A 22,883-nucleotide genomic window follows, 5' to 3' on the forward strand; every position below is an offset into this window, starting at 1 on the left:
CTGAGGATGCAATGTCAATGCAGTTAATGTATCACGAACGTTACATTTGTGGAGTGAAAGGCGAGAAGCTCCAGCGTTTGAGTTAAATGCCAAAGTTAATATTTATTAAGGCGAAAATAGGCGGAGAAAATATAGAGTATGTCGTATTGTTAGCTTATGTCACTAGTGCAATGAATTCTATTTTTACACTAGTGACTAGAAAAGATTAAGACTGTTAACTTATGACCAGAGAGACCATCTTAAGTGGGTGATTACCATCAAATGACGGGAAGTCATGATGACACTCTAGCCAGGTATGCCTGGTAACTAAGCGGCCCTGCTTTTCGACACAGCGAACCAGAGCATTGAACCAGGCTTCTCTTTCAACTTTAGCCACATTGTTACAGCAGACTATGGTGCCGCCCGATTTCGTTGTCAGTAGCGCAGGCTTAAACAGGCTCTGGTAGTCATTGATAAGATCGACGGTACCGAAAGGGCTCTTGGCGAATCTAGGTGGGTCGAGAAACACCAGATCAAATTGAGTCACCGGCAATTTAGGGTATTTAGGTAGCTTCTGGTTACGACGTCCACCGACGTTAAGTCCGGCTAGCTGGCGCAGCGCCGGGAAGGCATCACTCTGAACAAACTCACACACATCGCTGACATCATTGAGCTCGGCATTCTTTTTACCTGCAGTTAATGCAAACGATGAGAAATCCACATTCATCACGCGAGTGGCTCCGCCTACCGCGGCAGCAGTGCCTATGCCGCAGGTATATGAAAACAGGTTGAGTACGGTTTTATTCAGGCTGTTTGCCTTGACGAATTCACGACCCGATCGCATATCCAGAAACAGCAAGGGATCTTGCCCCTCATGTCTGAGCTTAGAGGTGAACTTGATGCCATTCTCATGTATGACCTGATCTAGGTCAGCAAAGTCTTGGCTAATGACATCTAGCTGATTCATCACGCGTGAATTTTTATCGGAGCGGTCGTTGTAGGTAATGGGCAGGTCTTCGATTCGAGTCAGGGAGTCACTAATCTCTTTGAGCTCATCTGCATTCAATGTCTGATGAAAGCTTTGAATTAACCAGGCTTCGCCGTATCTATCTATGTTCAAGCCATTTATACCTTCGACGGTGCCATGAAATACCCGATAACAATCTGTGTTGTTTATTTTAGCTTGGGTAAGCAAGTCTTGACGCTTTTCTAGAGCTGTGGCTAATAATTCGGAGATAGACATGGTAAATAACTCGTTTAAATGGCTAATATTGATACTAGGTAGTCGTTGCCGCGCAATGATAGCAAAATTGAACGCCAAAATCGGCGTTAGACATGATAAAAGGTGAGATGTACAGGCCTATGACCACAACACAGAGAAAGCCAAAACTGGTTTTAGTGCACGGTATTTTCAATACGGGATCTGTGATGAACTGGATGAGGAGACAATTTGAGTCTCAGGGATTCGAGTGCTTCACTCCGACGCTAAAGCCGTTTGATGGAAGTCATGGCGTCGAGTATGCCGCCAATAACCTAAAGGAGCAGATAGATAATCGATACGGTGAGAATCAAACTTTAGTGCTTATCGGCTTCAGTATGGGGGGAATAGTCGCTAGATATTACCTGCAGCATCTCGAAGGATGTTCACGATCTAGCCATTTATTTACCATCTCTACTCCCCATAGTGGCAGCTACATGGCCTATCTCCCTTACCCATCGAAAGCGATGAAACAGCTTAGGCCCGATAGTGAGCTGCTCAAGTCCTTAGATGAATCTGCAGACCGGCTCGATGGGCTTAAGCTCTATTCCTACAGAACATCTATCGACTACACGATAGTGCCGAGTACCAGTTCACATTGGGAGTTGGCTGAGAATAAGAAATTCTTCGTCGCTTTGCATCTTTCTATGGTCTTCAGCAGTAAGATCACTAACGAAATTCTCGCTAGATTGAATGAGTAACTGTGTTCCTAGCTTCCTAGCTTCAAGTTAGTTCGTTTCTGTCTCAGTGCTGGTAAGGCTTCGAGTGTGCAGAGTAAAAGGCCCGTCCAGATCAAGGCGAAACTGATCGCTTTGACTTGATCGAAATACTCGTTAAACAGTATCACAGCGAGCAGAAAGTGCATGCTAGGCTCGATATATTGCATCAGGCCTATCATAGACAAGCTGGTACGGCTGATGGCAAGGGCAAAAAAGATAAGCGGCATTAAGGTGATAGGTGCTGCGCCCATGTAGAGCAGCAGTTGTGACCAGGTATCTGTGTCAGAGGTTGAGAACTGAGCCAGAGCCATGCTCTGATCTGTGATCCCTAGCCAAAAGAGATAACTTAGGGCGAAAGGCATCAAGAGGGCTGACTCCAGAGTTACCGAAGTTAACGAATCGAAACGGATAAATTTCTTACATAAACCATAGAGAGCGAAGCATCCTCCCATAAGCAGAGAACTCCAGGGCAGCTCTCCATAGCTGTATACCATGTAGCCGATACCACAGCTCCCTAAAATGACGGCTAGGCTCTGAGCTCTGGACAGCTTATCCCCTAGAAACATTACGCCGAGGGCGATAGCGAACAAGGGATTGATGAAAAATCCTAAGCTAGCGGCTAGCACCTGCCCATGGGTGATAGCCCAGGTAAAGTTATACCAAGATACACACATGATCACTGCCGCGAGTCCGCATAGTGCTACCGAACGCTTGTCGGCCTTGAGTGCCGCCAAAGAGGGGAGTTTCTTACCCATGACAAGAATAACCAGCAGCATAAAGGGCACCGAGAATGTGATCCTAAAGGCTTGTAGTTCATTGGTATCGGCCCCAGGTAACATCTGAAAATACAGTGGCATCAAGCCCCAAAGCAAGAAAGCGAAGGCGGCAAGGGCATTACCCTGAAATGTGGTACGGCTAGTGTGTGGCATTTTACATAATCCAAAAATGACAGAGGACGATAAGAAAAATATGCTTATGGAATGCTATCGGATGAGCAAGTGATATTTGGTATATAGAGGTGGCCGATACTATCAATACGCTTGGATATATCAAGGAAAATTTTTTGTCTCGATGACAGTAAATTAAGGTTGGCCCCTATCGCTAGGTCGAAGGTTCGGCCTAGCGATAGGGGCTAGATTAATTACGACTCATCCCCCTATATCTGAGCCTCTATCCATTGCTCTACATCTGACTGAACCACTGACATAGGTCTGGCGCCTGGCAGTAAGATGAGATCATGGAAGGCACGGATATCAAACTTGTCCCCAAGAGTCTGTTGCGCTTTGGCTCTGAGCTTGACTAGCTTCAACATGCCAAGCTTGTAGCCTAGGGCTTGACCCGGCCAGGCGATATAGCGGTCGATGGCAGAAGTCACCTCTTTTTGGGTGGACCCTGTCGCCTCGGCAAAATATTCTATGGCCTGCTGGCGAGTCCACTTTTTATGATGAAGTCCGGTATCGACTACGAGTTTCGCGGCGCGATAAGCCTCGGCTTTGAGACGGCCCAAGTTACCCCAAGGATCGTTTTCATACATGCCCATCTCAAAGGCAAGCAACTCAGAATAAAGGGCCCAGCCTTCGATATAGGCATTGAATGAAGCGTTCTGACGCATCAAGCCAATGTCAGTTTGTAACATGTTAAGGGCTATCTGAAAATGATGTCCCGGGACTGCTTCATGATAAGTGAGCGTCTTGAGACCGTATTTGGAGATAGAAGTCATATCTTTAAGGTTAATAAAGAAGACGCCGGGTCGACTAGCATCGAGCGCTGGTGGTATATAGGAGCCACCAGCAGCCCCAGCTTCAGTCTCAACAGGAACACGCTTAACGATCACCTCTTGTGGAGGCAAGGTCGAGAATAACTGCGGCGCCTTAGTCATCACCAGATCGATATCTTTGCTGAGATCCTTGAGCAATTGCTGACGGCCAGCATCTGAGTTCTCGTATAGGAAGCGTGGCTCAGTGCTGAGCTGGATCATGCGCTCGCCAACACTTTCCTTGTTATAGCCGTTAGCTTTAAGATGCTGTCCATCTCGCTGGTGATGCGGTTAACTTCTTCGACGCCCAGTTGATGGATCTCGTCGGCACTCAAATCAGAGTCAGCCAGGTAGGTGATACCATGTTGGTAGAAAGACTCACCATTGGGCTGGGCCCAAATTCCCACGTCAGTCGGTGCTTTGCGCGCTAAGCTGGTCATCAGAGAGCTAACATCACGGTAAGCGGGATAAATCTTCTCATCGACGAGTTTATTGGCTTGTGCAATGAAAGCTTCTGTGTGCTCTGCATCAACTTTATCTGTGGCATTGAGCTTTTCTTGGAAGCTAGTGACCAGGCTGTGTTCAATAGCAGGTTGTGCCGTAAAGTTGGCGAGGAACTTAAGTGTGTTGGCAAATAGTGGCTTAGGAAGAATGACACCGTTAGCGGCATCGGCTTCCACTTTGGCCCTAACCTGATTAGTCATTTCAGCTAAGGCATTTAAGCGGCGCAGATAATCTTCAGCATCGCCTAAGTCTGAGATGGGTTGCTGATCGGTTAAGATGGCAGGAATGTCGATCAGTGGCCCATTAATTTGGTTGACGATGTAAGGCAGATGTCCGGCCCAGGTATCGATATAACCTGCGTTAAATTGAGCATCTCCGGCGTAGTAATTAGCGATTACTTGGTTAACGATTACGTGACGTTTGTCGTTATCGGATAGATTTTGGGTATCTATACTGGCTAGCTGTGATGCCGCGTGCAGCATTTTTTGTTGCAAGGTTTTCATGCCAGTCGGGGAGTAATCGGGGAGCCGGCGTTGAAAGTCTCCCGCCATGTCAGAACCGAGATTTAACGAGGTGGCTAATGCTGGCTGAGACTTGATGAAGTCTTGAGTGAACTGAGCCACTCTAGCGTCAATACTCGCTCGTTTATCTGTGTCGACCTTAGTTGTTTGTGCTACTTGGGCAGCGGTTACCGTCGTATTGTTTGCAGATTCAGTCCGTTCATTAGTGCATCCAAATAAGGCCACTAAAACACTTAGGCTGATAAGACTTTTACTAAACATGGATTACCCTTATTTATCACGTTTTTTATATTTTTGTGAACTACACCCTGATTTTTGGTGGTCGACATTGGCTAAAAAATATTGTGACATCCTCTGCAGTTGGCCAAGTGGGAATCTTGATATTTCACTGTTCGATGATAGTTATCATGCTCATAACGGCGCAATGAGTGAATCTGAGCATGTCTATATTCAGGTCAGTTTCAGCGAAAATTGTATCTAATTAGGCTCCTGCCCCATTAGTTTGTAACATCTGATTAACTGAACTTTCTTTTTTTTTCAGAGTCGATAGATTAAGTCCATAGGTTTTAGCGCGATTTGAAAGATTAAGTCAGGCGCTTATTGCGAGATTGGAGTTAGTTGCAAATGGAAAAAATCAGAAACGGTTCACCTTTTTTATCAATGCTTGCGGCGTCCCCCGTACATGCATTACCTGTATTGCTCTTGCCTATGCTGGCTCTGGCATCGGTTGGCGCTAATGCGGCTTCTCAAAATTCAGCTGTAACACTCGAGTCCCACAGCGTTGAAACCAGCTTCAAGCTGACTCATCCCATATTGCCGGCTAATTTGCTAGCGAATAGTGGCAAAGAGCTAGTTACCTTCGGAGTGGATGATTCCGGGCAGAAGTGGTTAGCCGTTTTTGCTTTCGATAAGGCGAAGGGCAAGTATACCGAGTCTTTAAAAGTTAAACTTCCTCGTGAGCTTGCCAGCTTCGATTTGACCCGACGTGATAACGAGGGCTCGTCAGCTAATGAAATGCAGCAATTGATGTTTTTATCGAGTAAGCATTTAATTAGATTCGTTCCCAGCGATAAGTTAAACCCCTTTCAAATTGTTGCCGATATCAACTCAATGTCGCTCAAGCATAGCCCCGACTACATTAGTGACAGTGATTTTATTCGTGATCTTAACGATGACGGCCTGGATGACATCATCATTAGCGACTTCGATCAGGTAGAGCTTTTTATCGCACAAACCGATGGCAGTTATCACAGACAGCCACTGCCGATTAAGCCTCAAGTCAGACTCTATAACGATGGTGTCCGCTACACTCAGTCAAAAATCTATAGTGCCGACATCAATCTCGATGGTAAACCGGATGTCGTCAAGATAGGGGAGGGGGAACTAGAGGTGTATAGACAAGAGGAGTCGGGACATTTCAATCCTATCGCTAAATACAGCTCGGTTCGTCTGGCTATCAGCGGTTTGGATTGGTGGAACAAGCGAGATGCTTTCGGTGAGCAGTTAGATCAGAGTGATTTGATTTACCGTAAAGTGGAGCAGCTCAAAGATATCAATAACGATGGCTTGACCGATATGGTGGTGCGTTACACCAAGAGCTCAGGTGTACTGGATAGGGTTAATGATTATGAGATTTATCTGGGTGAAAACATCAAGGGACAGCTGACGTTTCCGAAGAAGCCCAATAGCGTGATTCGAGCCGATGGCACCTTAACGGGGTTAGAATTTATCGATATCGACGGCGATAAAAAAGATGAGGTGTTGGTGGCGGGTTTCGACATCGGCTTATCGCAGATCATCGGCGCCTTGATTTCGGGCAGTATCGATCAGGATGTGTATCTATTTAAGATGGATGAAAATAGCCAGTTCTCCGATGATGCCAATATCAGTAAAGAGGTGGAGTTAAGCTTCAGCCTCACCTCGGGTCAAAGTGGCACCCCTGTGGTCAAGCTGGCGGATATTAATGGTGATGGGCTACAAGATCTGTTGTTGTCAGACGGGGATGATACCTTGCAGATTTTTCTAGGCAGTGACAGTGACAGGCTTTTTGTTAAGAGGAGTGAAAAAATCCGAGTTCAGCTGCCTCAAGACGGTGGCATGGTATCTAGCGAAGACCTCAATGGTGATGGTAAGGATGACCTGCTGATCAAGTACGGTCAGCAAGATGATGAATCACTACAAAGTAAATTTAAGGTGATTTTAGCTGGATAGAGATGTTACTACTTTATGATTTATTGAGCAGGGCAAGACTGAGCTAAGCCTGATTAACATTGAGAGTAAGGTTTCTTTTGTTCATTAACATATTCTCTTTCTCGCTAAAAAAACGGTGCCATTTTGGCGCCGTTTTTTTGTTCGTTTACTTTTGTATGCAATAACTTACAAAACTATAGGGAGCATTATTTTTAATTACCTAGCTTGACGTTTCTTGACCTTCTTTTGTTGTCGTAAGTAACAGCCATGTAAATGGCTATAACAAATTAATATCAAAGGGAGTGAGTTTTGAAGAAACAACTATTGGGATATGCTGTTCTATTTTCTGGTTTGCTTATCGGGACTACAGCTTGTAGTTCTGATGATGAAGAGAGTTCCACAGATGAGAGCTATATTCAGTTTTATAATGCATCGGCTAACAGCACTAGCTTAAGCTTGTCATTGGATGATTATCAGTACACGGCTGTGGAATACGCCAATGCCATGCCTAAATATGCTTATGTTACCGGGGAGGTTGAACTTGAAATTACTGGTGAAGATGAGATTGGTGAAGACTTGGTTAAATATCAGGAGACACTTAATCTAAATTATGGTGAGCATCATCTGTTTATGCTAGTGGGAGACTATCACTCGCCTGAGTTTTTGGATGTTAGCTATTTGACCACAGAGATGGATGAGCTGAATGACGATGAAGATGTAGATTATAGCAAGATGCAGGTTCTTGTGGCCCACACCGCTATGGATGCTGGTGCTTACGATGTTTATATCGGGGTCGATGGACGAGAGTTCATTGATGCCACCCTTCTCGACAGTTTGAGCTACAAGGGAAGTACCTTAGGTGTGACCTTAGATACTGGAGATTACGTTATCTATCTGACGGGCACTGGCTCGTTAGAGCCTGTTTATACTACGGCATCACTCTCGTTAACTGCTGAAACTGTCTACAAACTCATTATTAGGGACAGTTTTGGGCCGGGGACTCCTAATATCACCATAGACAATGTGGATTCGACTTCGGGAGCTGATAACCATGCCAATATCGACGCAGCAGCCGAGTTTCGTCTGTTTAATGGTTTGAAGGAACAGGGAACGGTAGAGGTTCTGGTTACGAACAATGGCAATGATATAGCGATAAAGGACATCGAACTTGGTCAGAGTACAGAGTTTCAATTGGTTGATTTCGATGACTATGGCGTGACGATAATTCAGGTTGAATCTCAAGCGGTGCTAGCAAATAACCTCTTGGTGACATTTAACCAAGATGAGACCAAGTCCATGTTGTTGTACCAAGATGCAGACGAGAAAATCAAAGGGTTAACCTTATTACATGACTTGAGACCCAGAGCCTATGAGAGTGAGGTAAGCTTCGCTAATCTTGCTCATGAATATGATGATCTCAATATCTATTTTGTGTCTCAAAGTGAAACGATCGAGTCGGCAGAGTATTACATTGAAGGGATAGATTTTACCGAAATTAAATCACTGGACTTAGCCACAGGTGATTATGAGGTGAGCGTGGTGTATGAAGATGATAATGGCGATTTGACCTTGTTGTATCAGTCTGAGAACTTCGGTTTCGAAGCGAGTCAATATACCTTAGTATTGTATGCCGATGACACGCAACCCTTAGGCTTTAAGTTGGCTATTCATTGAATAGAGTCATAGTCATCAACAGCTAACTTAATCGATAAAGAGTACTTATGCTTCTAAAAGTACTCTTTTAACTTCTTCCTTGTTTGCGCATTACATTTAGCATCAGCGGGCTGGCTAGAAGGTCTGCTCTTGGAAGATAAAATGAAATATAGCTATAGCGTTTTCCTAGATATTTAGCGCCATCGAGTCGCTCCTTAAGTACCTCTCCTTGCCCAACACGTTTGCCGGACAAAAAATCCATTAACTTGATGCCAATATCACTGCGGGCCTTATAGCCCAATGACAAATTGAGTGGGTTTTCAAGTAAGGTAAATAACATGTGTAGCAAAGAGTCTTCGGCCACATGGCGTCCGCCGATATATGCACTTAACATATATAGGCAAGCAGGTTTGTCCTTCTCGATGAGATCGTCAGTGCTTAGTTGGGTTTCTTGCATCTTACCGCTGAGTAGAGCGGATAATGTGTCTTCATCGATGCGTATATAAAGGGAGTGTCCCATTAAAATGTCATCTATCTGGTAGAAGATCACTTCGGTAGAAGGAAATAAAACCAGTTGAGCTAAAGACTCCGCATCCCAAGATTCTCGCTGCCTAGTTAAATTATTGTGGGCATTACATACCCAGCGTAATTTTTGTAATAGATTATCGCTCCGCTTATTTAATTTTTCAAAGTTAAGTTCATCTTGAGGAATATAAGGATGGGCACCCATGACGTGATTGTAATTCGTTTGCTGCTCTAACATCTGTTGAAATGCTGACATGGAGGGCAGTTGTTTCAACTCAAAATCAGGATTAGCGAGTAACAAGTGTGGTTCATCGCCAAAAAACTCCATAAGTGCTACTTGTCTGCGAATATTGGGACTGACTCTGCCTCGTTCCCAACGGCTGATCGTGAGGGAGTCAAGTTCAGAAAATAGTGGGTCAAACTGCTGGAGTGCCAGTGCGAGCCCCTCTTGAGACAGATCTTGTTGAGTACGTTTCTGGAACAAGTATTCGTCTATGCCCTTGTATTGTCTCTGGTTCATTGTTCCTCTTTAAACCACAAGTTATACCAATCGGTATTAATTTCGTTAAGTCACAATCGATTAAATCTGAACGCTCGCTGACCCAACAGAGAGAAAACCTCTAGGCATTAGGCAGTTTTTTTTCTTAACGCCTGCCCTGATATTAGGGCATGCTATCTGGTTAAATAATCACACTATCTTATGGGTACCAATGTACCGCTTTATGTCGAGAAATACACTATGACCAACATGAAAAAGACCTTACTAGCAGCATTGTGCTTTGCAGCATTGAGCGGTTGTGCCAGTACCAGTGATGAAGACGGTGAACGTGATCAGAATCGCGGCTTAAAAACAGGAGCTGCTGGTGGTGCTTTAATTGGCTTAGTCATGGGCGCGGCTATGGGGGATGCAAGCTTAGCGGCAAAAGGCGCTATGCTTGGTGCGGCAACGGGTGCAGCTGCAGGAGCAGCTGCAGATTATCATAATGACAGAGAAGACTATCGCAATGAAAATGGCACTAAGAACATCAATATTAATGGTTTAGCCAGCGCACCTATGACGGCTGGTACTGCGTCAATGGTGCCACAAAACTGGGATAAACTAGATAGTTTTAACGGTAACTGGCGTGTTGATATTTGGGCATTAGATGCACAAGGGGATCGCATCGAAGCAAGTGGTATGGCGAGGGGGAGCTTAGCAAAAACGACGGCCGTCGAACTGCATTTCGATGAACTTCAGGTTAATGGTGAGCCACACAACCTGAATGGCAAAGTGCAACTAGCCTACACTCCAAGTGATGGCTATAGTCTGGAAACAGACTTTAGCAATAATGAGCTGATGCGTTTCTCCGGTGAGTTAAATGTGACAAACCAAAGATATAGCTACTATCCAGTGGACGTACAAGGCCAGACGTTAAATGGTGACGAAAGAAACAATATGCGTTTAGAGTTAAGGTTTGCCGGAAAAGACGTGTTCTTAGTCGACACCTTTACCCAAGTTAAAGGTGAAGAACAGCTGATACAATCATATCGTTTTACTCGTCAAGGTTAATATGCGGCGAAAAAGGGAGTTAATGGCTCCCTTTTTAAGCCTTTGATGATTTTGTGTTTTAAATGATTGTAGGAATAATTTATGACATGTTTTACAGATGACTTTCTTGATGATCTCTATTGAACTTTTTTAAATACCCCTAGTGTTAAATTAATAAATCATTGGTGAATGAGTTGTTAATCTTTCTTTGACGCGGCTCAACTCAACAGTACTCCTTTAGGAGTAACCTCCGAGTGTTCACAAAATAATTATATTGAACAACTCCACGGAGATGATGAGCAATGTTAAATACTAAAAAAAGTAAACTCTGGTTACTGCTTGCAGCAGCAATGACTATGGGAGTAGTCGGTTGTAGTGACGGCGAAGATGGTAAAAATGGTGAAGATGGACAACCAGGTGGCGGTGGTGAGCCTGGTCAATCAGGTCTTCATATCGATATGGCCGCTGAAGCCGTTGCCAATATCAGTAACGCAACTTATGCCGATGGCATTATCACAGTTGATTTCGACCTAGAAAATAAGCAAGGCGTAGGTTTGCACGGCTTAAGTGCAGAGAATGAGTTCCATGATTTCCGCTTCTCATTAGCTCAATTGAAAACCAATGAAGGCTCAGAGCTAAAACAGTGGATTTCATTGTTAAATGAGACAACAAATGGCGCAGGAACAACGTTTGAACAAGGTTTTGAGCAGTTAAAAAACTGTGCCGAATGTCTGGTCGATCATAAAGACGGTACTTATACCTACACTTTCGACACTAATCTAACGACTGCTGTCGATCCCGCTGGTGTGGAATTTTCTCCTGCGCTGACTCAACGCATTGCCATTGAGATGCAGTTTGAATATGCCTCGGGTCATGAGCTGGCAGAAAACGCACACTATGACTGGATCCCTGCAACCAATGCCACTGAAGGTGTTGAGACTCGTGAGCTGGTTACTCTTGAGACATGTTATACCTGTCATCAGCCAGATAGTTTAAAGGCTCATGGTGGTCGTCGTCTCGATCTGGAGAACTGCCAATCTTGTCATAACGGCATAGTTTCAGATCCTAATGCAGTTTCAGTCGAACTAGGTCATATGATACATGCGATTCATATGGGGCCTGAGCGTGAAGGTAAAGATACAGAGGGCAATGTTGTGCCTATGCCTTATACCATAGCGGGTTACGGTGGCGACCATGCATTCGATTACCCGGCTTTCCCAACTAAGCCATTTATGGACTGTGCAGTTTGTCATGTTCAAGATGAAGAGTTAGCCGATAAAGATCTATGGCTTGCCAACGCAAATGCCAACGCGTGTACAGGTTGTCACACAGACTCTCCGGCTCAGCATAAGTCAGATAAGAACCCTGAGTTTACCTGTACCGATTGTCATAGTGTTGAAGTGCATTCAGAAGCTGCCAAGCCTTATCAAGCTGCTAAAGAATACAGTGTTGAAGTCAGTAATGTGACTATCGACGCTGCTAACTTGATTAAGTTTGATATGAAGGTTATGGATGCCAATGGTGAGCTAGTTGCTAAAGATGAAATCTATAAAGAAGGCTATAGCAAGCCGTACATGGTAGTAAGCTGGGATGTAGAGAAAGATTATCCCGATTATAATCAAGCACCATATAGCAAGCGCCGCATCGATATTAAAGATGAAACTAAAGCGACTTGGAATGCCGATAACACAGTAAGTGTTGCAGTCACTATTAACTTCCCTGCCGATATTACAACGCGTTCACTTGAAGTGTTATCAGTATTAAAAGTGTGTTTTGAAGAAGGTACTGATAGGCGTGCAGCATGTGATGCTGAAAATGCTTATCCAGCTTATGTACAAACACCCGCTTATCGCAGCGTGTTAGACAATGCTGAGGCTGTAGTAGGCGAGCGTCGTTCGATTGTCGATACTGCATCTTGTCATGGTTGTCATAGCTTTGAGTTCTATCATGATTCTAATGGTGTGAACTGTATGGCTTGTCATACTAACGATAAGAGCCTTAAAGGTAATGGTGAAGCCAGCAATGGCGTAGCACTACTTAAATCTACAAGCTTTATGTACAAGGCCCACAAAGCTAAGGGACATGATAATGGCCACGGTGGTAGCGGTACTATTCTGAAGACAGATTGTACAACGTGTCACTCAGCTGTAGAGGGTTATGGTGGTCTTAAGTATGGTTTCGAGTTAGGCCGTAATGCGGGTCAAGCTCATACAATTCCAAGCACTCAAAGCCCTGCTGCTGATGAAGTGGTTGAAACTTGGTACGCCTCTTCTGATGCGGCAGCCTGCATAAGTTGTCATCAGAAGTACTTGTCTGATGCTGCTATGTCTCATATCAGAAGCAACGGTGGTTACTTTGGTGCTAATAAAGATGCCGACCATATTGTTGATGTGAATGACGCTGGTAATGCCAAAGACGCAAAAGAAGCTTGTGCCACTTGTCACAGCCCAGAGAAGGTTATGGAGCACCATGGTTTTACTCTGTAATGATTAAGTTCCTAGAGAGGCCATCAAGGTTAGCTCTAGGGGTTTAAGCTCCAGAATGTTTTCCTGCAAAGTCAAAGGCACCTTAGGGTGCCTTTTTTTATTTCTTACTTTTTTATACTGCATGCTATGCATGTTCAATACAGAATCCTGGCTACGAGCTAGGGTATCGCTATGAGAATATGTAGCTGTTGTTAGATGATTAATTGTTGCAGATCACTATTTGTTTATTCCTGTGTTGAGCTTGGTCACACAAGAAAATTAATGGTGTAGACAAGTATCTAGCAAAAATAATATAACTATCTAAGCAGATATTAATTTATCTATTTATAAATAAAACAACAAAAATCAAGATGGCTAACAATCAATTATTCAATGCAGGGGGATAATGATGAGTAATGCCAAAGGTGCTGTGAGCTCGCTTGACTGTTTTCAGGAGTATGCCATGGTAAATAATGGTATCGGAAATAAAGTCAGAAAACGGATATGGGAGTTGACACTAGAGGAGTGCAGGGCGCGCGCTAAAGTGCATGATGCAAAAGATGATGATGATAACTTTCGGATTTTAACCTTAAAGCTTGGTAAGAAAGTGCTAGCCATGGAGCAGATACATCCTGGCTGCAGCAGGCTACGCGTACCTAGGCTTAAAGTAGAAGAGATGAAATTAAAATTACTTCACGCCGTCAGTACCGGCGTGTTTGATCGAGAGCTGATTCATGCTCAAAAATTACAGACTAAGGTGATGAGATAGCGTCGCCAACTAATAGCTAACTTTAATCATAAACTAGATGAGATGGGCTAATCACTAGCCCATGTCTCACTGGTATTGGGAAAGGTCAGCTTAGCAATGCAACCTGATTCTTCTCCAGACGTTAACATCAGTTGCCAGCCATAGCGTTCGCAGAGTGCATCTACGATTAGTAGGCCTAAGCCGTGACCGTCTTTGCTCTGTTCTGAATCATTCAATCCCCGGCCCTGGTCTAGGACTTTGATACAAGACTGCCAAACTTCCAGGGTGATAATTCCTGAATCACTGGCATTGATGGCGTTCTGTAACAAGTTGATCAATAACATCCTCAGTACGGGAGGGCTTGGCTGAATGTCTGGTTCAGCAAATATCTTGAGCTCGACCTTGAGATGCTTATATTTAGCCAGAGGGGACACCTCATCCAAGATCTGCTTTATCTCTTTTTCAACCAGTTTCCTACTGGTGGAATTCTCTCTTGTCTGTTCCTGTTTGACCAGACTCAGCAGGGCTTCAATCGTGTGTTGCATGTCGGCCGTAGCCTTAGCGATTCTTGCTCTCTGTCGAAGTTGAAACTCAGGCTTATCACTCTTGTCGAGCAGCTTGGTGGCTCCCAGAATAACGGTTAAAGGAGTTCTTAGCTCATGGCTGGCATACTTGGCGAATGACTGCTCTTGTTTTATTAGGAGTTCATTTTGATTGCGATATTTATTCAGGCTATTAGATAGCTCTGTGAACTCTAATGCCGAACCTTCCGGGACTGAGAAGCTGGTTTCTCTTTGGGCGGATTTCAGTTGCTGGCTGAGCTGATTGACAGGCTGCACCAGACGTTTAGATAATTTTGAAATGGCGAAATCGAATGCCAGATAGAGGAGTATCATGATAGCGAGAGAGGCAAAATTGATATATCGCCATTCATCAGAGCTGAGTTCGACTTTTTCTGCTTCCATGGTTAAGAAGAGAGGTCTAGTCTCCCCTTCGAGAATAAAGCTGGAGTGATGGAAAAAGAGGTCGTGGGCTATGTCATCGGTGATTTCATCATTGTAGCCAATGGGGTATTGGCTGAGTTGTTGGAATTGCTTAGGTAACGTTTGGACAGAATCATAGGCTAAAATATTAGGACCTATGATGAGGGGGGAGCTTGCCCCTTGCTGAAATTGGTCGACAGAAAAATCAGCTGTCTGCTGTAAGTTACGCTTGTTTATCTCATCTTCGAGCCAGTAGAGGCCCGCCTGACTCAGAGCAAAAACCAATATACCAATAAGCAGAGCGATGGCATTGAAATAGAGGCTTAATTTCTTGGTTAAGCTCTGGGCCGTGGAGCTAGGAGGTTGAGGGGTTTTCATTACTATTATTTAACGTTTCCTGTTGAAGTTTAAAGCCTATTTTTGGCACCGTGACCAGCATTGACTCAGAAAATGGCTTATCTAATTGATTGCGAAGTTGGTACATGTGGCTACGTAATATGTCGCTACCCGGTGGCATATCACCCCATAACTCCTCGATAAGCTCTTCACGTTTGACCACGTTCGGCGCTCGCTTCATTAATAATTGCAATATTTGATAGCAAGCAGGCGTCAGAATGAGCTTAGTTCCGTTGCGATAGACTTGATGTTCAGCCGTGTTTAATTCGAGGCTGCCGTATTTTAATATGCCTAAGGCTACTCTTCCTTGCTGGCGTTTGATCAATGCTGTGACTCGGGCATTGAGTACATCTAAGTCGAAAGGTTTGGCTAGATAGTCGTCAGCCCCTGATTCAAATCCGTTGAGCAGATCTTGCTTATCATCGAGGGCCGTTAACATGAGGATCGGAGTGGTACAGCCTTGCTTTCTGAGTTCTTTAGCGACACTGAGGCCATCCATCTTAGGCAGCATTAGATCCAGTATGATGGCGTCGAAGTTGGACTCAAGAGCGAGCTTAAATCCGAGCTCGCCATTGGTCGCGAAATCGACTTCTGTTCCTTGCACTTCAAAATAATCGGCAAGAATGCCTGCGACATCTTGATTATCTTCAACGATTAATAGTTTTGACCTCAATGTACCTTACCTATTGTTTTTTAGAACCGAGAATTATCTCATTTAAATGTGTAAAAAATGTCGACTTGGTAACAACTCGATGCATCATGAATAAATATTAAGCTGAAATAATGAACGGTTAGCCGATGAACATTTGTTTATTCATAAGGAGTTTATATACTGAACATCATTCAATTTACAAAATGTAAACTGTATTTACCCTGTTGTATATCTTGAGTGTAAACTTATCAAGATATTCTGGAGTTCTATGTGATCAAAAAAATTAATAAGTCAGCACTGAGTGTTGCAGTTCTTGCTACTAGTATCTTAGTTGCAGGTTGCCAGACGACAAATCCCTATACTAACGAAAGTCAAAACGCCAAAGCCACCAATGGTGCCCTTATCGGCGCGATTGCGGGCGCTGCTATCGGAGTTGTATCTTCGAGCAAGAGCGATCGTGGTAAGGGAGCCCTGATCGGTGCAGCCTCGGGGGCGGCTTTAGGTGGTGGTATTGGTTATTACATGGATACCCAAGAAGCCGAATTGAGGAAGCAACTTAAGTCAACAGGAGTGAGTGTGACTCGCTCCGGTGACAATATTGTGCTGAATATGCCGAATGAAGTCACCTTCGGAGTCGATGAGGTTCATCTCAATTCTGGAGCTAAAAAGGTGCTTAATAGCGTGGCCTTAGTGGCTAAAGAGTATGATCAAACTCAACTCAATATATTGGGTTATACGGACAGTTCAGGTTCTGAGTCATACAACCTGCGTTTATCGAAAATTCGCGCCATTGAAGTGGGTAATTATCTTGTGGCTCAGAAAGTGGAATATGCCAGAGTAAAGTCTGAAGGCATAGGTGAAGCTAGACCTATTGCGAGTAATTCTTCCGCAGAAGGCAGGGCGCAGAACCGCCGTGTGGAGATTATCTTGAGTCCATTGCCTCAAAGTTAATTCTTGTTTATTACAGTTTCTAAAAAGGCTTCCCTTGGGAAGCCTTTTCTCTTCTTGAGTGCCAATGTTGGACACTAGGTTCATCTATTAATCTGCATTCGATTAATAATACGGTAAGTCACATATATCAATAACAGAATAACAAGGTAAATAACCCACCTGATGGTATGGTGGTTACTGATTTTTACATCTATCGCTTGGGTTAGTTTTGGAAGAATCTCTTCTATTTTATGTATATCAGAGCGCATCTGTCCCATGGTCCCGGCTTCATGGGAATACTGATGGCTTTCAATAAACTGCTTCAGTGTATTGACCTTTTTCAGGTATCCCTCAAGCTCTAGTTTGAGCTTTTTGGACACATCTTGCCATTGACTGATTGCCATGACATTATTACCCAAGAGTTGCAGTGATATGGCTTGTTTCGAGGTGATATATTCGAACAAGTGTTGGCGTATCGCTAATGTCTGAGCATAAACATTATTATCCTCAATCTTGGCGAGTTTCTCTAATCTTTCTTGTAGGGCCATCAAACTATTCAACATACTCAAAGATTGTTTGTCTGACTTGTCTAGTTCGGAAGTGAGTACGATGAAATTTGCTTCATAACTTTTTAAATTAAGCTTCATCTGTGTAATGAGATCTGTCTGTATGTCCCATATCGAGAAACACGTATTTGAGAGAGCAAACTCTCTCTTTAGCTCCTTGAGTGTTTGTTGCCACTTCTTTAAGTATTTATCCTGCTTCCTAAAAAAGAAATCTTTCTCATGACGGCGAAGGCTGAGCTTTTTTATGGAGAGTTCTAAACTGATCTCTTTACATTGGTTAAGCTGAGCGAGTCTATGTAGGTAGATCTCACTAATGCCTATGCTCAATATGATACACAGGATTATTGGGATAAGTATGAGTGGGTTAAAAGGTTTCAAACAAGGGCCCGCAGAGTGCTTTTTACAAGTATAGCGTTAAAAGGCAAGACTGCTGGACTGGAGGCCTTGCTTAAGCCCCTTTTAGGGGCTAATACTTGTTACCGGTTTTTATTAGATCACAGCAGGAAGAAGGTGGCCAGTCCGAGGAAGGCGAACAAACCAATCACATCAGTGACTGTGGTTAACACCATGCCACCGGCGAGGGCCGGGTCGATGTTCATTTTTTTAAGTAGTAATGGAATACTTGCACCGGCAAACCCTGCCACTGTCATATTGATTAGCATGGCTCCGCCTATGAGTGCACCTAAGGCTATATCACCTTTCCAGAGCCACACGGCTGCGAATACCAATACTGACCATAACAAGCCATTGAGGAAACCGATGGCCAACTCCTTGCCTATCAGCCAACGAGAGTTACTCTGTCCTATCTGGCCCAGTGCAATTCCTCGAATCACCAGGGCTAAGGTCTGATTACCGGCGACGCCTCCCATGCTCGGCACTATGGTCATAAGAATCGCTATGGTGGCAAATTGCTCCAGCGTGCCTTCAAACATATTACTGACAGACGCTGCCAAGAGCGCGGCAAATAGGTTGATGGTCAGCCATAGAGAGCGCTGTAAAGTACTCTTTAAGACCGGGCCAAAGGTATCGCTATCTTCATCCATACCCGCCATGCCCATCATGGAGTGCTCGGCATCTTCCCTGATGATATCGACGACATCATCTATGGTGATCCTGCCAAGCAGCTGATTATCTTCGCCGATAACAGGTGCCGAGATCCAATCGTGTCGTTCAAATAGTTGTGCGACTTCGCTGTCATTCATGCCAACAGGAATACCTTCTAGATCCGAGGCCATAATGTCTCTGACTGATGCGTCCGGGTTGCAGGTGAGCAGATCTGAAATCCGCACACCGCCGAGTAAATTATCACGTTTATCGACGACATAGAGGGTGTCAGTCGCTTCCGGTAGCTTTCCACGAATTCTAAGGTAACGCAGTATCACATCTATGTTGACGTCGGGACGTAGGGTGACGGTATCGGTATTCATGATACTGCCAGCGGTGTCGTCCGGGTAAGATAGCGCCTGCTCGACTCTCGTCCTATCTTGGCTGCTCATGGACTGGAGTACTTTATTGAAGACACTGTCGGGCAAACTACGCAGGATATAGGCAAGATCGTCGGTATCCATGCCTTCCGCGGCTTTCGCGACTCGCTCTGGTGTCATCTGTTTGATGAGGCTATCTTTTAGTTCCTCCCCTAACTCGTCTAAGATCTCCCCGGTATGATCCAGATCGATAAGTTGCCATAAGACCTGACGCGTTCTTGGCGGAGATGATTCTAAAATAAAGGCCACATCCGATGCTGCCATATCATGGAGCATGTTTCTGACATGAACAAACATACCATTACCAAGGGCTTGGGTAAGCTGATTTAGACGTTGATCGGTTGTTTCACTGTCTAGCACTTCTTTCGGCATAGTGGACCCTCCTTTGGTTGTGTTTGATAGTTTGCTTTAGATTAGGGTTAGCTAATTTGTAAAAGAAAGGGCGAATATAGTGAGAGTAAAAGGTTAGGGTTAACTTGCTTCATCGAATTTTGCATCGACAAGTGCACATATTGCATCTAGCGCAGCATCGGCATCCTGACCTTCACCGAGCAGTGTGATGGTTTTTCCCATGCCAGTTTCTAGCATCAATAAGCCTAACACACTGGCAGCAGAGGCCTCCTTCTTTCCCTGCACTATGGTTATCTCGGCGTCAAACTCGGACGCCAGGATGGCGAGTTTAGTTGCGGCTCGGGCATGGAGGCCGAGTTTATTACATATGGTGACCTGGCGTTCTAATTTAGTCATTACTCAATTCGCGATGACGCGCCTGAATCTTATGCTTACTGTTACTAAATAGCTTAGCTAATTGCTCTGTGACATAAACAGATCTATGTTGTCCGCCAGTACAACCTATGGCGATGGTAAGGTAGCTACGGTTATTTCTTTCAAGATGAGGTAACCAGGTTGCCAGTAAGTTTTCTATTTGCCAGATAAATTTATTGACTGTGGGTTGTTGGCTCAAAAAAAGTTGAACCGGCTCATCTAGCCCTGTCATGGGTCTTAGCTCCGGTTCCCAATGGGGGTTTGGCAAGAAACGAACGTCAAACATGAAGTCTGCCTCGGCTGGCATCCCGTATTTGAAGCCAAAAGATTCGAAGTTAATGACCAACTCTTTATCGATACTGCCTAGGAGAATTTCACGGATCTTGTCACTCAGGTCGTAGATATTGAGGTTTGATGTGTCTATGTAATGATCGACCATCTTAGACACGGGTTCGAGCAGTTCTCTTTCATGCTCTATCGCCTCTTTAAGAGACGTCTTAGTGCGGGATAGTGGGTGTAATCTTCGGGTTTCACTGTAACGTTTCAGCAGTACCTCATCGCTCGAGTTCAAGAAGAAACTGAGTAATTCTGTGCCTTCGGGGAGGTTAGCAAACTGCTTCTCTAGCTCTTTGTCTTGCTCTGATATATTACGCACGTCGACACTAATGGCTACGAGTTCTGTACTGCCTTTGAGTTGTTCGAGCAAGGTATCCATTAGTGGCAGAGGAAGGTTATCGACACAGTAGTAGCCAAGATCTTCTAAGACCCTGAGTACGACAGATTTTCCCGAACCGGAACGACCGGACACCATCACCAGTTTCATTGTGTTATCACCTGATAGAGTTCTGACTCATCTTGAGTTTTTCGTAACTGTTTCACAATATGCTTGTTATTGAGTTTCTCAGCCATGGATGACAGAGTACTCAAGTGCTGCTCACATTGATCCGCAGGGACTAAAAGTGCAAATAGTATATCTACAGGTTGCTTATCAATGGCGTCGAAGGAGATAGGCTCTTCGCACTTGATTAATACAGCAACCGGTTGACTTATATTGCTCAACCTACCATGAGGAATCGCAATACCATTACCTATACCTGTGCTTCCCATTTTTTCCCTCGCCAAGAGACTTTCAAAAATCTCTTGTGAAGATAGGGTTGGGTACTGGACAGCGGCAAGATCGCTGATGAGTTCCAGTACCTTTTTCTTACTGCCCGGAGTGGCGCAAGTTGTACATTCCGGCTGCAGGATGGTGCTTAATTCCATTATTAATGCTTTGTTAGCTTCTCTTTGTGTTTAATAACCTGACGGTCGAGCTTATCAATCAGGGAGTCGATAGCGGCGTACATGTCAGCGTTCTCTGACATAGCAAAAACCTCACCACCGGCAAGGTGGAGTTTAGCTTCGGCTTTTTGCTGCATTTTCTGAACATTTAAAATAACGTGTACATTATTGATCTGATCGAAATGTCGTTCAAGCTTAGTGAACTTTTCTTCGACATATTGCCTTAGCGATGTAGTGATCTCTATATGGTGTCCAGTTAGGTTTATTTGCATAGAAATACTCCTCCAGTGTCCAATTTAACTCTTAGGTAGGTTGTAGAAAAATCTTTCGGGATTTAACTCACAACATAATTCCCTGTTATACCAGGAGTTGAGCCTAAGGGTTATCGACTACAGGCTGCTTCTGGTGATTAGCGCTCAACATGAGCGCTAATCAGGTCGTGGCTAAGTAGATTTTTCTATTTAGGTGACGACCTTACTTCCTTCTTTATAAACTCTTACGTTGATTCGATGGTGGAATCAACATGGCTTCACGATACTTAGCTATGGTGCGCCTCGCGACCTGAATTCCCTGCTCTGCTAATAGCAAAGCCATCTTACTGTCGCTGAGTGGTTTCTGTTGATTTTCGGCTGCAACCAGCTTCTTTATGAAAGCACGAATGGCGGTAGATGAACACTCGCCGCCATCATCGGTCCCCACATGGCTGGAGAAAAAGTATTTCAGCTCAAATATGCCCCTCGGGGTATGCATATATTTTTGTGTGGTGACACGGGATATGGTGGATTCGTGCATCTCTACGGCTTCGGCTATGTCGTTCAATACCATAGGTTTCATGGCTTCTTCACCGAATTCGAAGAAGCCCTGTTGGAATTTAACTATGCAGTTTGAGACTTTCAGTAAGGTCTCGTTGCGGCTCTCTAAGCTCTTGATAAACCACTTAGCCTCTTGCAGGTGACCACGAATAAACTGACTATCTGATTGATTCTTGGTACTTTTCACCATGGATGCATAATGTTGGTTGACGTTGATCTTCGGCATATTGTCTGGATTTAACTCAACCATCCAACGACCTTTCTTCTTGGTCACAGTGACATCTGGGATGACATACTCATCTTTACCTGGAGTAATGGCGAGTCCTGGGCGGGGATTAAGCGTTTGGATTAACTCAATGGCGACTCTGAGATCATCTTCCTTAAGCTTAGTCTTACGCATTAACTGGCGGAAATCACGTCCTGCGATCAGATCCAGATGATCTTTGATAAGGAGCCTGGCATTATCTATGTGGGGGGTTGTATCTGCGTATTGTGCCAGTTGAATCAAGAGACATTCGCTGAGGTCCCTGGCTGCTATGCCGATAGGATCGAAGTGTTGGATACGTTTGAGGACGGCTTCAACTTCATCCTGTTCAATTTCTGGATCACCCATGGCCTCGAGAATATCTTCAACACTTTGGGTGAGATAGCCCCTCTCATCAATGGCATCTATGATGGCGGTCGCTATGGCGAGATCATTATCAGAAAACGGTGTCAGGTTCTTCTGCCATTCGAGATGCTCATACAAACCTTCGCTGGTCTCGCCTTGGAAGGGCATATCATCGTCGCGCATGGCACCAGAACTCGAGTTCGGAGACGCGGTATAGACTTCATCCCAAGTGGTGTCCATGGGGAGCTCTTCTGGCATGGAATCTTGGGTTATTGCCTCTGAGGTTTCAACCGCAGAGCTGTCGATTGGACCATCACCTTCGCCATCACCCGTGGCGTTAAAGTCTTCTGCGTCTATGGTCTTATCTTCACCATTGACTGGGGGGTCAACCTGTTCTTCATCTAGTTCGAGAAGGGGGTTGGAGTCTAACGCTTGTTGGATTTCTTGTTGCAGTTCCAGCGACGATAGTTGCAATAGACGTATAGCCTGCTGCAGTTGTGGTGTCATGGTTAACTGCTGACCCATTTTAAGCTGGAGTGACGCTTTCATTTACCGCTA

19 protein-coding genes and 1 pseudogene are annotated in these 22,883 nt (G+C 44.5%); 7 read left to right on the top strand and 13 right to left on the bottom strand.

The annotated features are described in order from the left end of the window. Positions 1 to 214: 214 nt before the first annotated feature. Positions 215 to 1,222 carry a class I SAM-dependent rRNA methyltransferase gene (locus tag FS373_RS21650; RefSeq protein ID WP_152830578.1) on the bottom strand — a complete coding sequence of 336 codons (1,008 nt, stop codon included), beginning with the start codon at positions 1,220 to 1,222 and terminating at the stop codon, positions 215 to 217. 119 nt (positions 1,223 to 1,341) lie between these two features. Between FS373_RS21650 and FS373_RS21655 the strand changes: the two genes are divergently transcribed. Then, positions 1,342 to 1,938 (top strand): lipase family alpha/beta hydrolase, encoded by a 597-nt coding sequence (locus FS373_RS21655; RefSeq protein WP_152830579.1) that lies wholly within the window; start codon positions 1,342 to 1,344, stop codon positions 1,936 to 1,938. Positions 1,939 to 1,946: 8 nt separating this feature from the next. Here FS373_RS21655 and rarD read toward each other — a convergent pair whose 3' ends face one another. Continuing rightward, positions 1,947 to 2,885: an EamA family transporter RarD gene (rarD, locus tag FS373_RS21660; RefSeq protein WP_152830580.1), complete on the bottom strand. Its 939-nt coding sequence runs from the start codon at positions 2,883 to 2,885 to the stop codon at positions 1,947 to 1,949. Positions 2,886 to 3,112: 227 nt separating this feature from the next. Continuing rightward, positions 3,113 to 4,998, bottom strand: a pseudogene (locus FS373_RS21665) (DUF885 domain-containing protein). A gap of 363 nt (positions 4,999 to 5,361) precedes the next feature. Between FS373_RS21665 and FS373_RS21670 the strand changes: the two are divergent. Together FS373_RS21670 and FS373_RS21675 are read left to right on the top strand one after the other, a co-directional pair. Then, positions 5,362 to 6,948, top strand: coding sequence for an FG-GAP repeat domain-containing protein (locus tag FS373_RS21670; protein WP_152830581.1), 1,587 nt, complete (start codon positions 5,362 to 5,364; stop codon positions 6,946 to 6,948). 288 nt (positions 6,949 to 7,236) lie between these two features. After that, positions 7,237 to 8,601, top strand: coding sequence for a DUF4397 domain-containing protein (locus FS373_RS21675; protein WP_144044729.1), 1,365 nt, complete (start codon positions 7,237 to 7,239; stop codon positions 8,599 to 8,601). A 67-nt stretch (positions 8,602 to 8,668) separates the two neighbouring features. Here FS373_RS21675 and FS373_RS21680 read toward each other — a convergent pair whose 3' ends face one another. Then, positions 8,669 to 9,625 (bottom strand): helix-turn-helix domain-containing protein, encoded by a 957-nt coding sequence (locus tag FS373_RS21680; protein WP_144044730.1) that lies wholly within the window; start codon positions 9,623 to 9,625, stop codon positions 8,669 to 8,671. 219 nt (positions 9,626 to 9,844) lie between these two features. Between FS373_RS21680 and FS373_RS21685 the strand changes: the two genes are divergently transcribed. The 3 genes from FS373_RS21685 to FS373_RS21695 all read left to right on the top strand — a co-directional run bounded on the left by FS373_RS21685 (position 9,845) and on the right by FS373_RS21695 (position 13,867). Further along, complete coding sequence (locus FS373_RS21685) at positions 9,845 to 10,654, top strand: glycine zipper domain-containing protein (protein ID WP_227993130.1); 810 nt, start codon at positions 9,845 to 9,847, stop codon at positions 10,652 to 10,654. 281 nt (positions 10,655 to 10,935) lie between these two features. Beyond that, positions 10,936 to 13,119, top strand: coding sequence for an OmcA/MtrC family decaheme c-type cytochrome (locus tag FS373_RS21690; RefSeq protein ID WP_144044732.1), 2,184 nt, complete (start codon positions 10,936 to 10,938; stop codon positions 13,117 to 13,119). 385 nt (positions 13,120 to 13,504) lie between these two features. Then, the gene (locus tag FS373_RS21695) at positions 13,505 to 13,867 is read left to right on the top strand and encodes a hypothetical protein (RefSeq protein WP_144044733.1); all 363 of its coding nucleotides are present in this window, start codon (positions 13,505 to 13,507) and stop codon (positions 13,865 to 13,867) included. A gap of 47 nt (positions 13,868 to 13,914) precedes the next feature. On the opposite strand, the gene FS373_RS21700 is transcribed toward FS373_RS21695, so the two are convergent. After that, positions 13,915 to 15,207: a sensor histidine kinase gene (locus FS373_RS21700; RefSeq protein ID WP_152830582.1), complete on the bottom strand. Its 1,293-nt coding sequence runs from the start codon at positions 15,205 to 15,207 to the stop codon at positions 13,915 to 13,917. Continuing rightward, the gene (locus FS373_RS21705) at positions 15,185 to 15,898 is read right to left on the bottom strand and encodes a response regulator transcription factor (protein WP_144044735.1); all 714 of its coding nucleotides are present in this window, start codon (positions 15,896 to 15,898) and stop codon (positions 15,185 to 15,187) included. The genes FS373_RS21700 and FS373_RS21705 overlap by 23 nt, the downstream gene beginning before the upstream one ends. Positions 15,899 to 16,159: 261 nt before the next feature. Here FS373_RS21705 and FS373_RS21710 point away from each other — a divergent pair, with 261 nt between their 5' ends. Then, a complete protein-coding gene (locus FS373_RS21710; RefSeq protein WP_144048792.1) occupies positions 16,160 to 16,828 on the top strand; it encodes an OmpA family protein in 669 nt (222 codons plus the stop codon). A gap of 80 nt (positions 16,829 to 16,908) precedes the next feature. On the opposite strand, the gene FS373_RS21715 is transcribed toward FS373_RS21710, so the two are convergent. The 7 genes from FS373_RS21715 to FS373_RS21745 all read right to left on the bottom strand — a co-directional run bounded on the left by FS373_RS21715 (position 16,909) and on the right by FS373_RS21745 (position 22,874). Next, positions 16,909 to 17,751, bottom strand: coding sequence for a hypothetical protein (locus FS373_RS21715; protein WP_144044736.1), 843 nt, complete (start codon positions 17,749 to 17,751; stop codon positions 16,909 to 16,911). A gap of 116 nt (positions 17,752 to 17,867) precedes the next feature. Next, on the bottom strand, positions 17,868 to 19,229 hold the full coding sequence (mgtE, locus tag FS373_RS21720) for a magnesium transporter (protein ID WP_144044737.1): 1,362 nt from the start codon (positions 19,227 to 19,229) through the stop codon (positions 17,868 to 17,870). 99 nt (positions 19,230 to 19,328) lie between these two features. Further along, the gene (locus FS373_RS21725; protein WP_144044738.1) at positions 19,329 to 19,604 is read right to left on the bottom strand and encodes an HPr family phosphocarrier protein; all 276 of its coding nucleotides are present in this window, start codon (positions 19,602 to 19,604) and stop codon (positions 19,329 to 19,331) included. Beyond that, positions 19,597 to 20,445, bottom strand: a complete 849-nt coding sequence (gene rapZ / locus FS373_RS21730; protein ID WP_152830584.1) for an RNase adapter RapZ — start codon at positions 20,443 to 20,445, stop codon at positions 19,597 to 19,599. The genes FS373_RS21725 and rapZ overlap by 8 nt, the downstream gene beginning before the upstream one ends. Then, positions 20,442 to 20,885: a PTS IIA-like nitrogen regulatory protein PtsN gene (gene ptsN / locus FS373_RS21735; protein WP_144044740.1), complete on the bottom strand. Its 444-nt coding sequence runs from the start codon at positions 20,883 to 20,885 to the stop codon at positions 20,442 to 20,444. The genes rapZ and ptsN overlap by 4 nt, the downstream gene beginning before the upstream one ends. Before the next feature lie 2 nt (positions 20,886 to 20,887). Beyond that, on the bottom strand, positions 20,888 to 21,175 hold the full coding sequence (gene hpf / locus FS373_RS21740; protein WP_144044741.1) for a ribosome hibernation promoting factor: 288 nt from the start codon (positions 21,173 to 21,175) through the stop codon (positions 20,888 to 20,890). Between the two features lie 214 nt (positions 21,176 to 21,389). After that, on the bottom strand, positions 21,390 to 22,874 hold the full coding sequence (locus tag FS373_RS21745) for an RNA polymerase factor sigma-54 (RefSeq protein WP_152830585.1): 1,485 nt from the start codon (positions 22,872 to 22,874) through the stop codon (positions 21,390 to 21,392). Positions 22,875 to 22,883: the final 9 nt, after the last annotated feature.

It is taken from the genome of Shewanella sp. YLB-07 (assembly GCF_009377275.1).

What these genes read in the sequence shown, in the direction of transcription:
- FS373_RS21725 (WP_144044738.1), bottom strand. Translation starts at nt 19,604, where the DNA reads ATGACTAAATTAGAACGCCAGGTCACCATATGTAATAAACTCGGCCTC.
- FS373_RS21670 (WP_152830581.1), top strand. Translation starts at nt 5,362, where the DNA reads ATGGAAAAAATCAGAAACGGTTCACCTTTTTTATCAATGCTTGCGGCG.
- rarD (WP_152830580.1), bottom strand. Translation starts at nt 2,885, where the DNA reads ATGCCACACACTAGCCGTACCACATTTCAGGGTAATGCCCTTGCCGCC.
- FS373_RS21700 (WP_152830582.1), bottom strand. Translation starts at nt 15,207, where the DNA reads ATGAAAACCCCTCAACCTCCTAGCTCCACGGCCCAGAGCTTAACCAAG.
- FS373_RS21690 (WP_144044732.1), top strand. Translation starts at nt 10,936, where the DNA reads ATGTTAAATACTAAAAAAAGTAAACTCTGGTTACTGCTTGCAGCAGCA.
- mgtE (WP_144044737.1), bottom strand. Translation starts at nt 19,229, where the DNA reads ATGCCGAAAGAAGTGCTAGACAGTGAAACAACCGATCAACGTCTAAAT.
- hpf (WP_144044741.1), bottom strand. Translation starts at nt 21,175, where the DNA reads ATGCAAATAAACCTAACTGGACACCATATAGAGATCACTACATCGCTA.
- rapZ (WP_152830584.1), bottom strand. Translation starts at nt 20,445, where the DNA reads ATGAAACTGGTGATGGTGTCCGGTCGTTCCGGTTCGGGAAAATCTGTC.
- ptsN (WP_144044740.1), bottom strand. Translation starts at nt 20,885, where the DNA reads ATGGAATTAAGCACCATCCTGCAGCCGGAATGTACAACTTGCGCCACT.
- FS373_RS21680 (WP_144044730.1), bottom strand. Translation starts at nt 9,625, where the DNA reads ATGAACCAGAGACAATACAAGGGCATAGACGAATACTTGTTCCAGAAA.
- FS373_RS21655 (WP_152830579.1), top strand. Translation starts at nt 1,342, where the DNA reads ATGACCACAACACAGAGAAAGCCAAAACTGGTTTTAGTGCACGGTATT.
- FS373_RS21650 (WP_152830578.1), bottom strand. Translation starts at nt 1,222, where the DNA reads ATGTCTATCTCCGAATTATTAGCCACAGCTCTAGAAAAGCGTCAAGAC.
- FS373_RS21695 (WP_144044733.1), top strand. Translation starts at nt 13,505, where the DNA reads ATGATGAGTAATGCCAAAGGTGCTGTGAGCTCGCTTGACTGTTTTCAG.
- FS373_RS21685 (WP_227993130.1), top strand. Translation starts at nt 9,845, where the DNA reads ATGACCAACATGAAAAAGACCTTACTAGCAGCATTGTGCTTTGCAGCA.
- FS373_RS21745 (WP_152830585.1), bottom strand. Translation starts at nt 22,874, where the DNA reads ATGAAAGCGTCACTCCAGCTTAAAATGGGTCAGCAGTTAACCATGACA.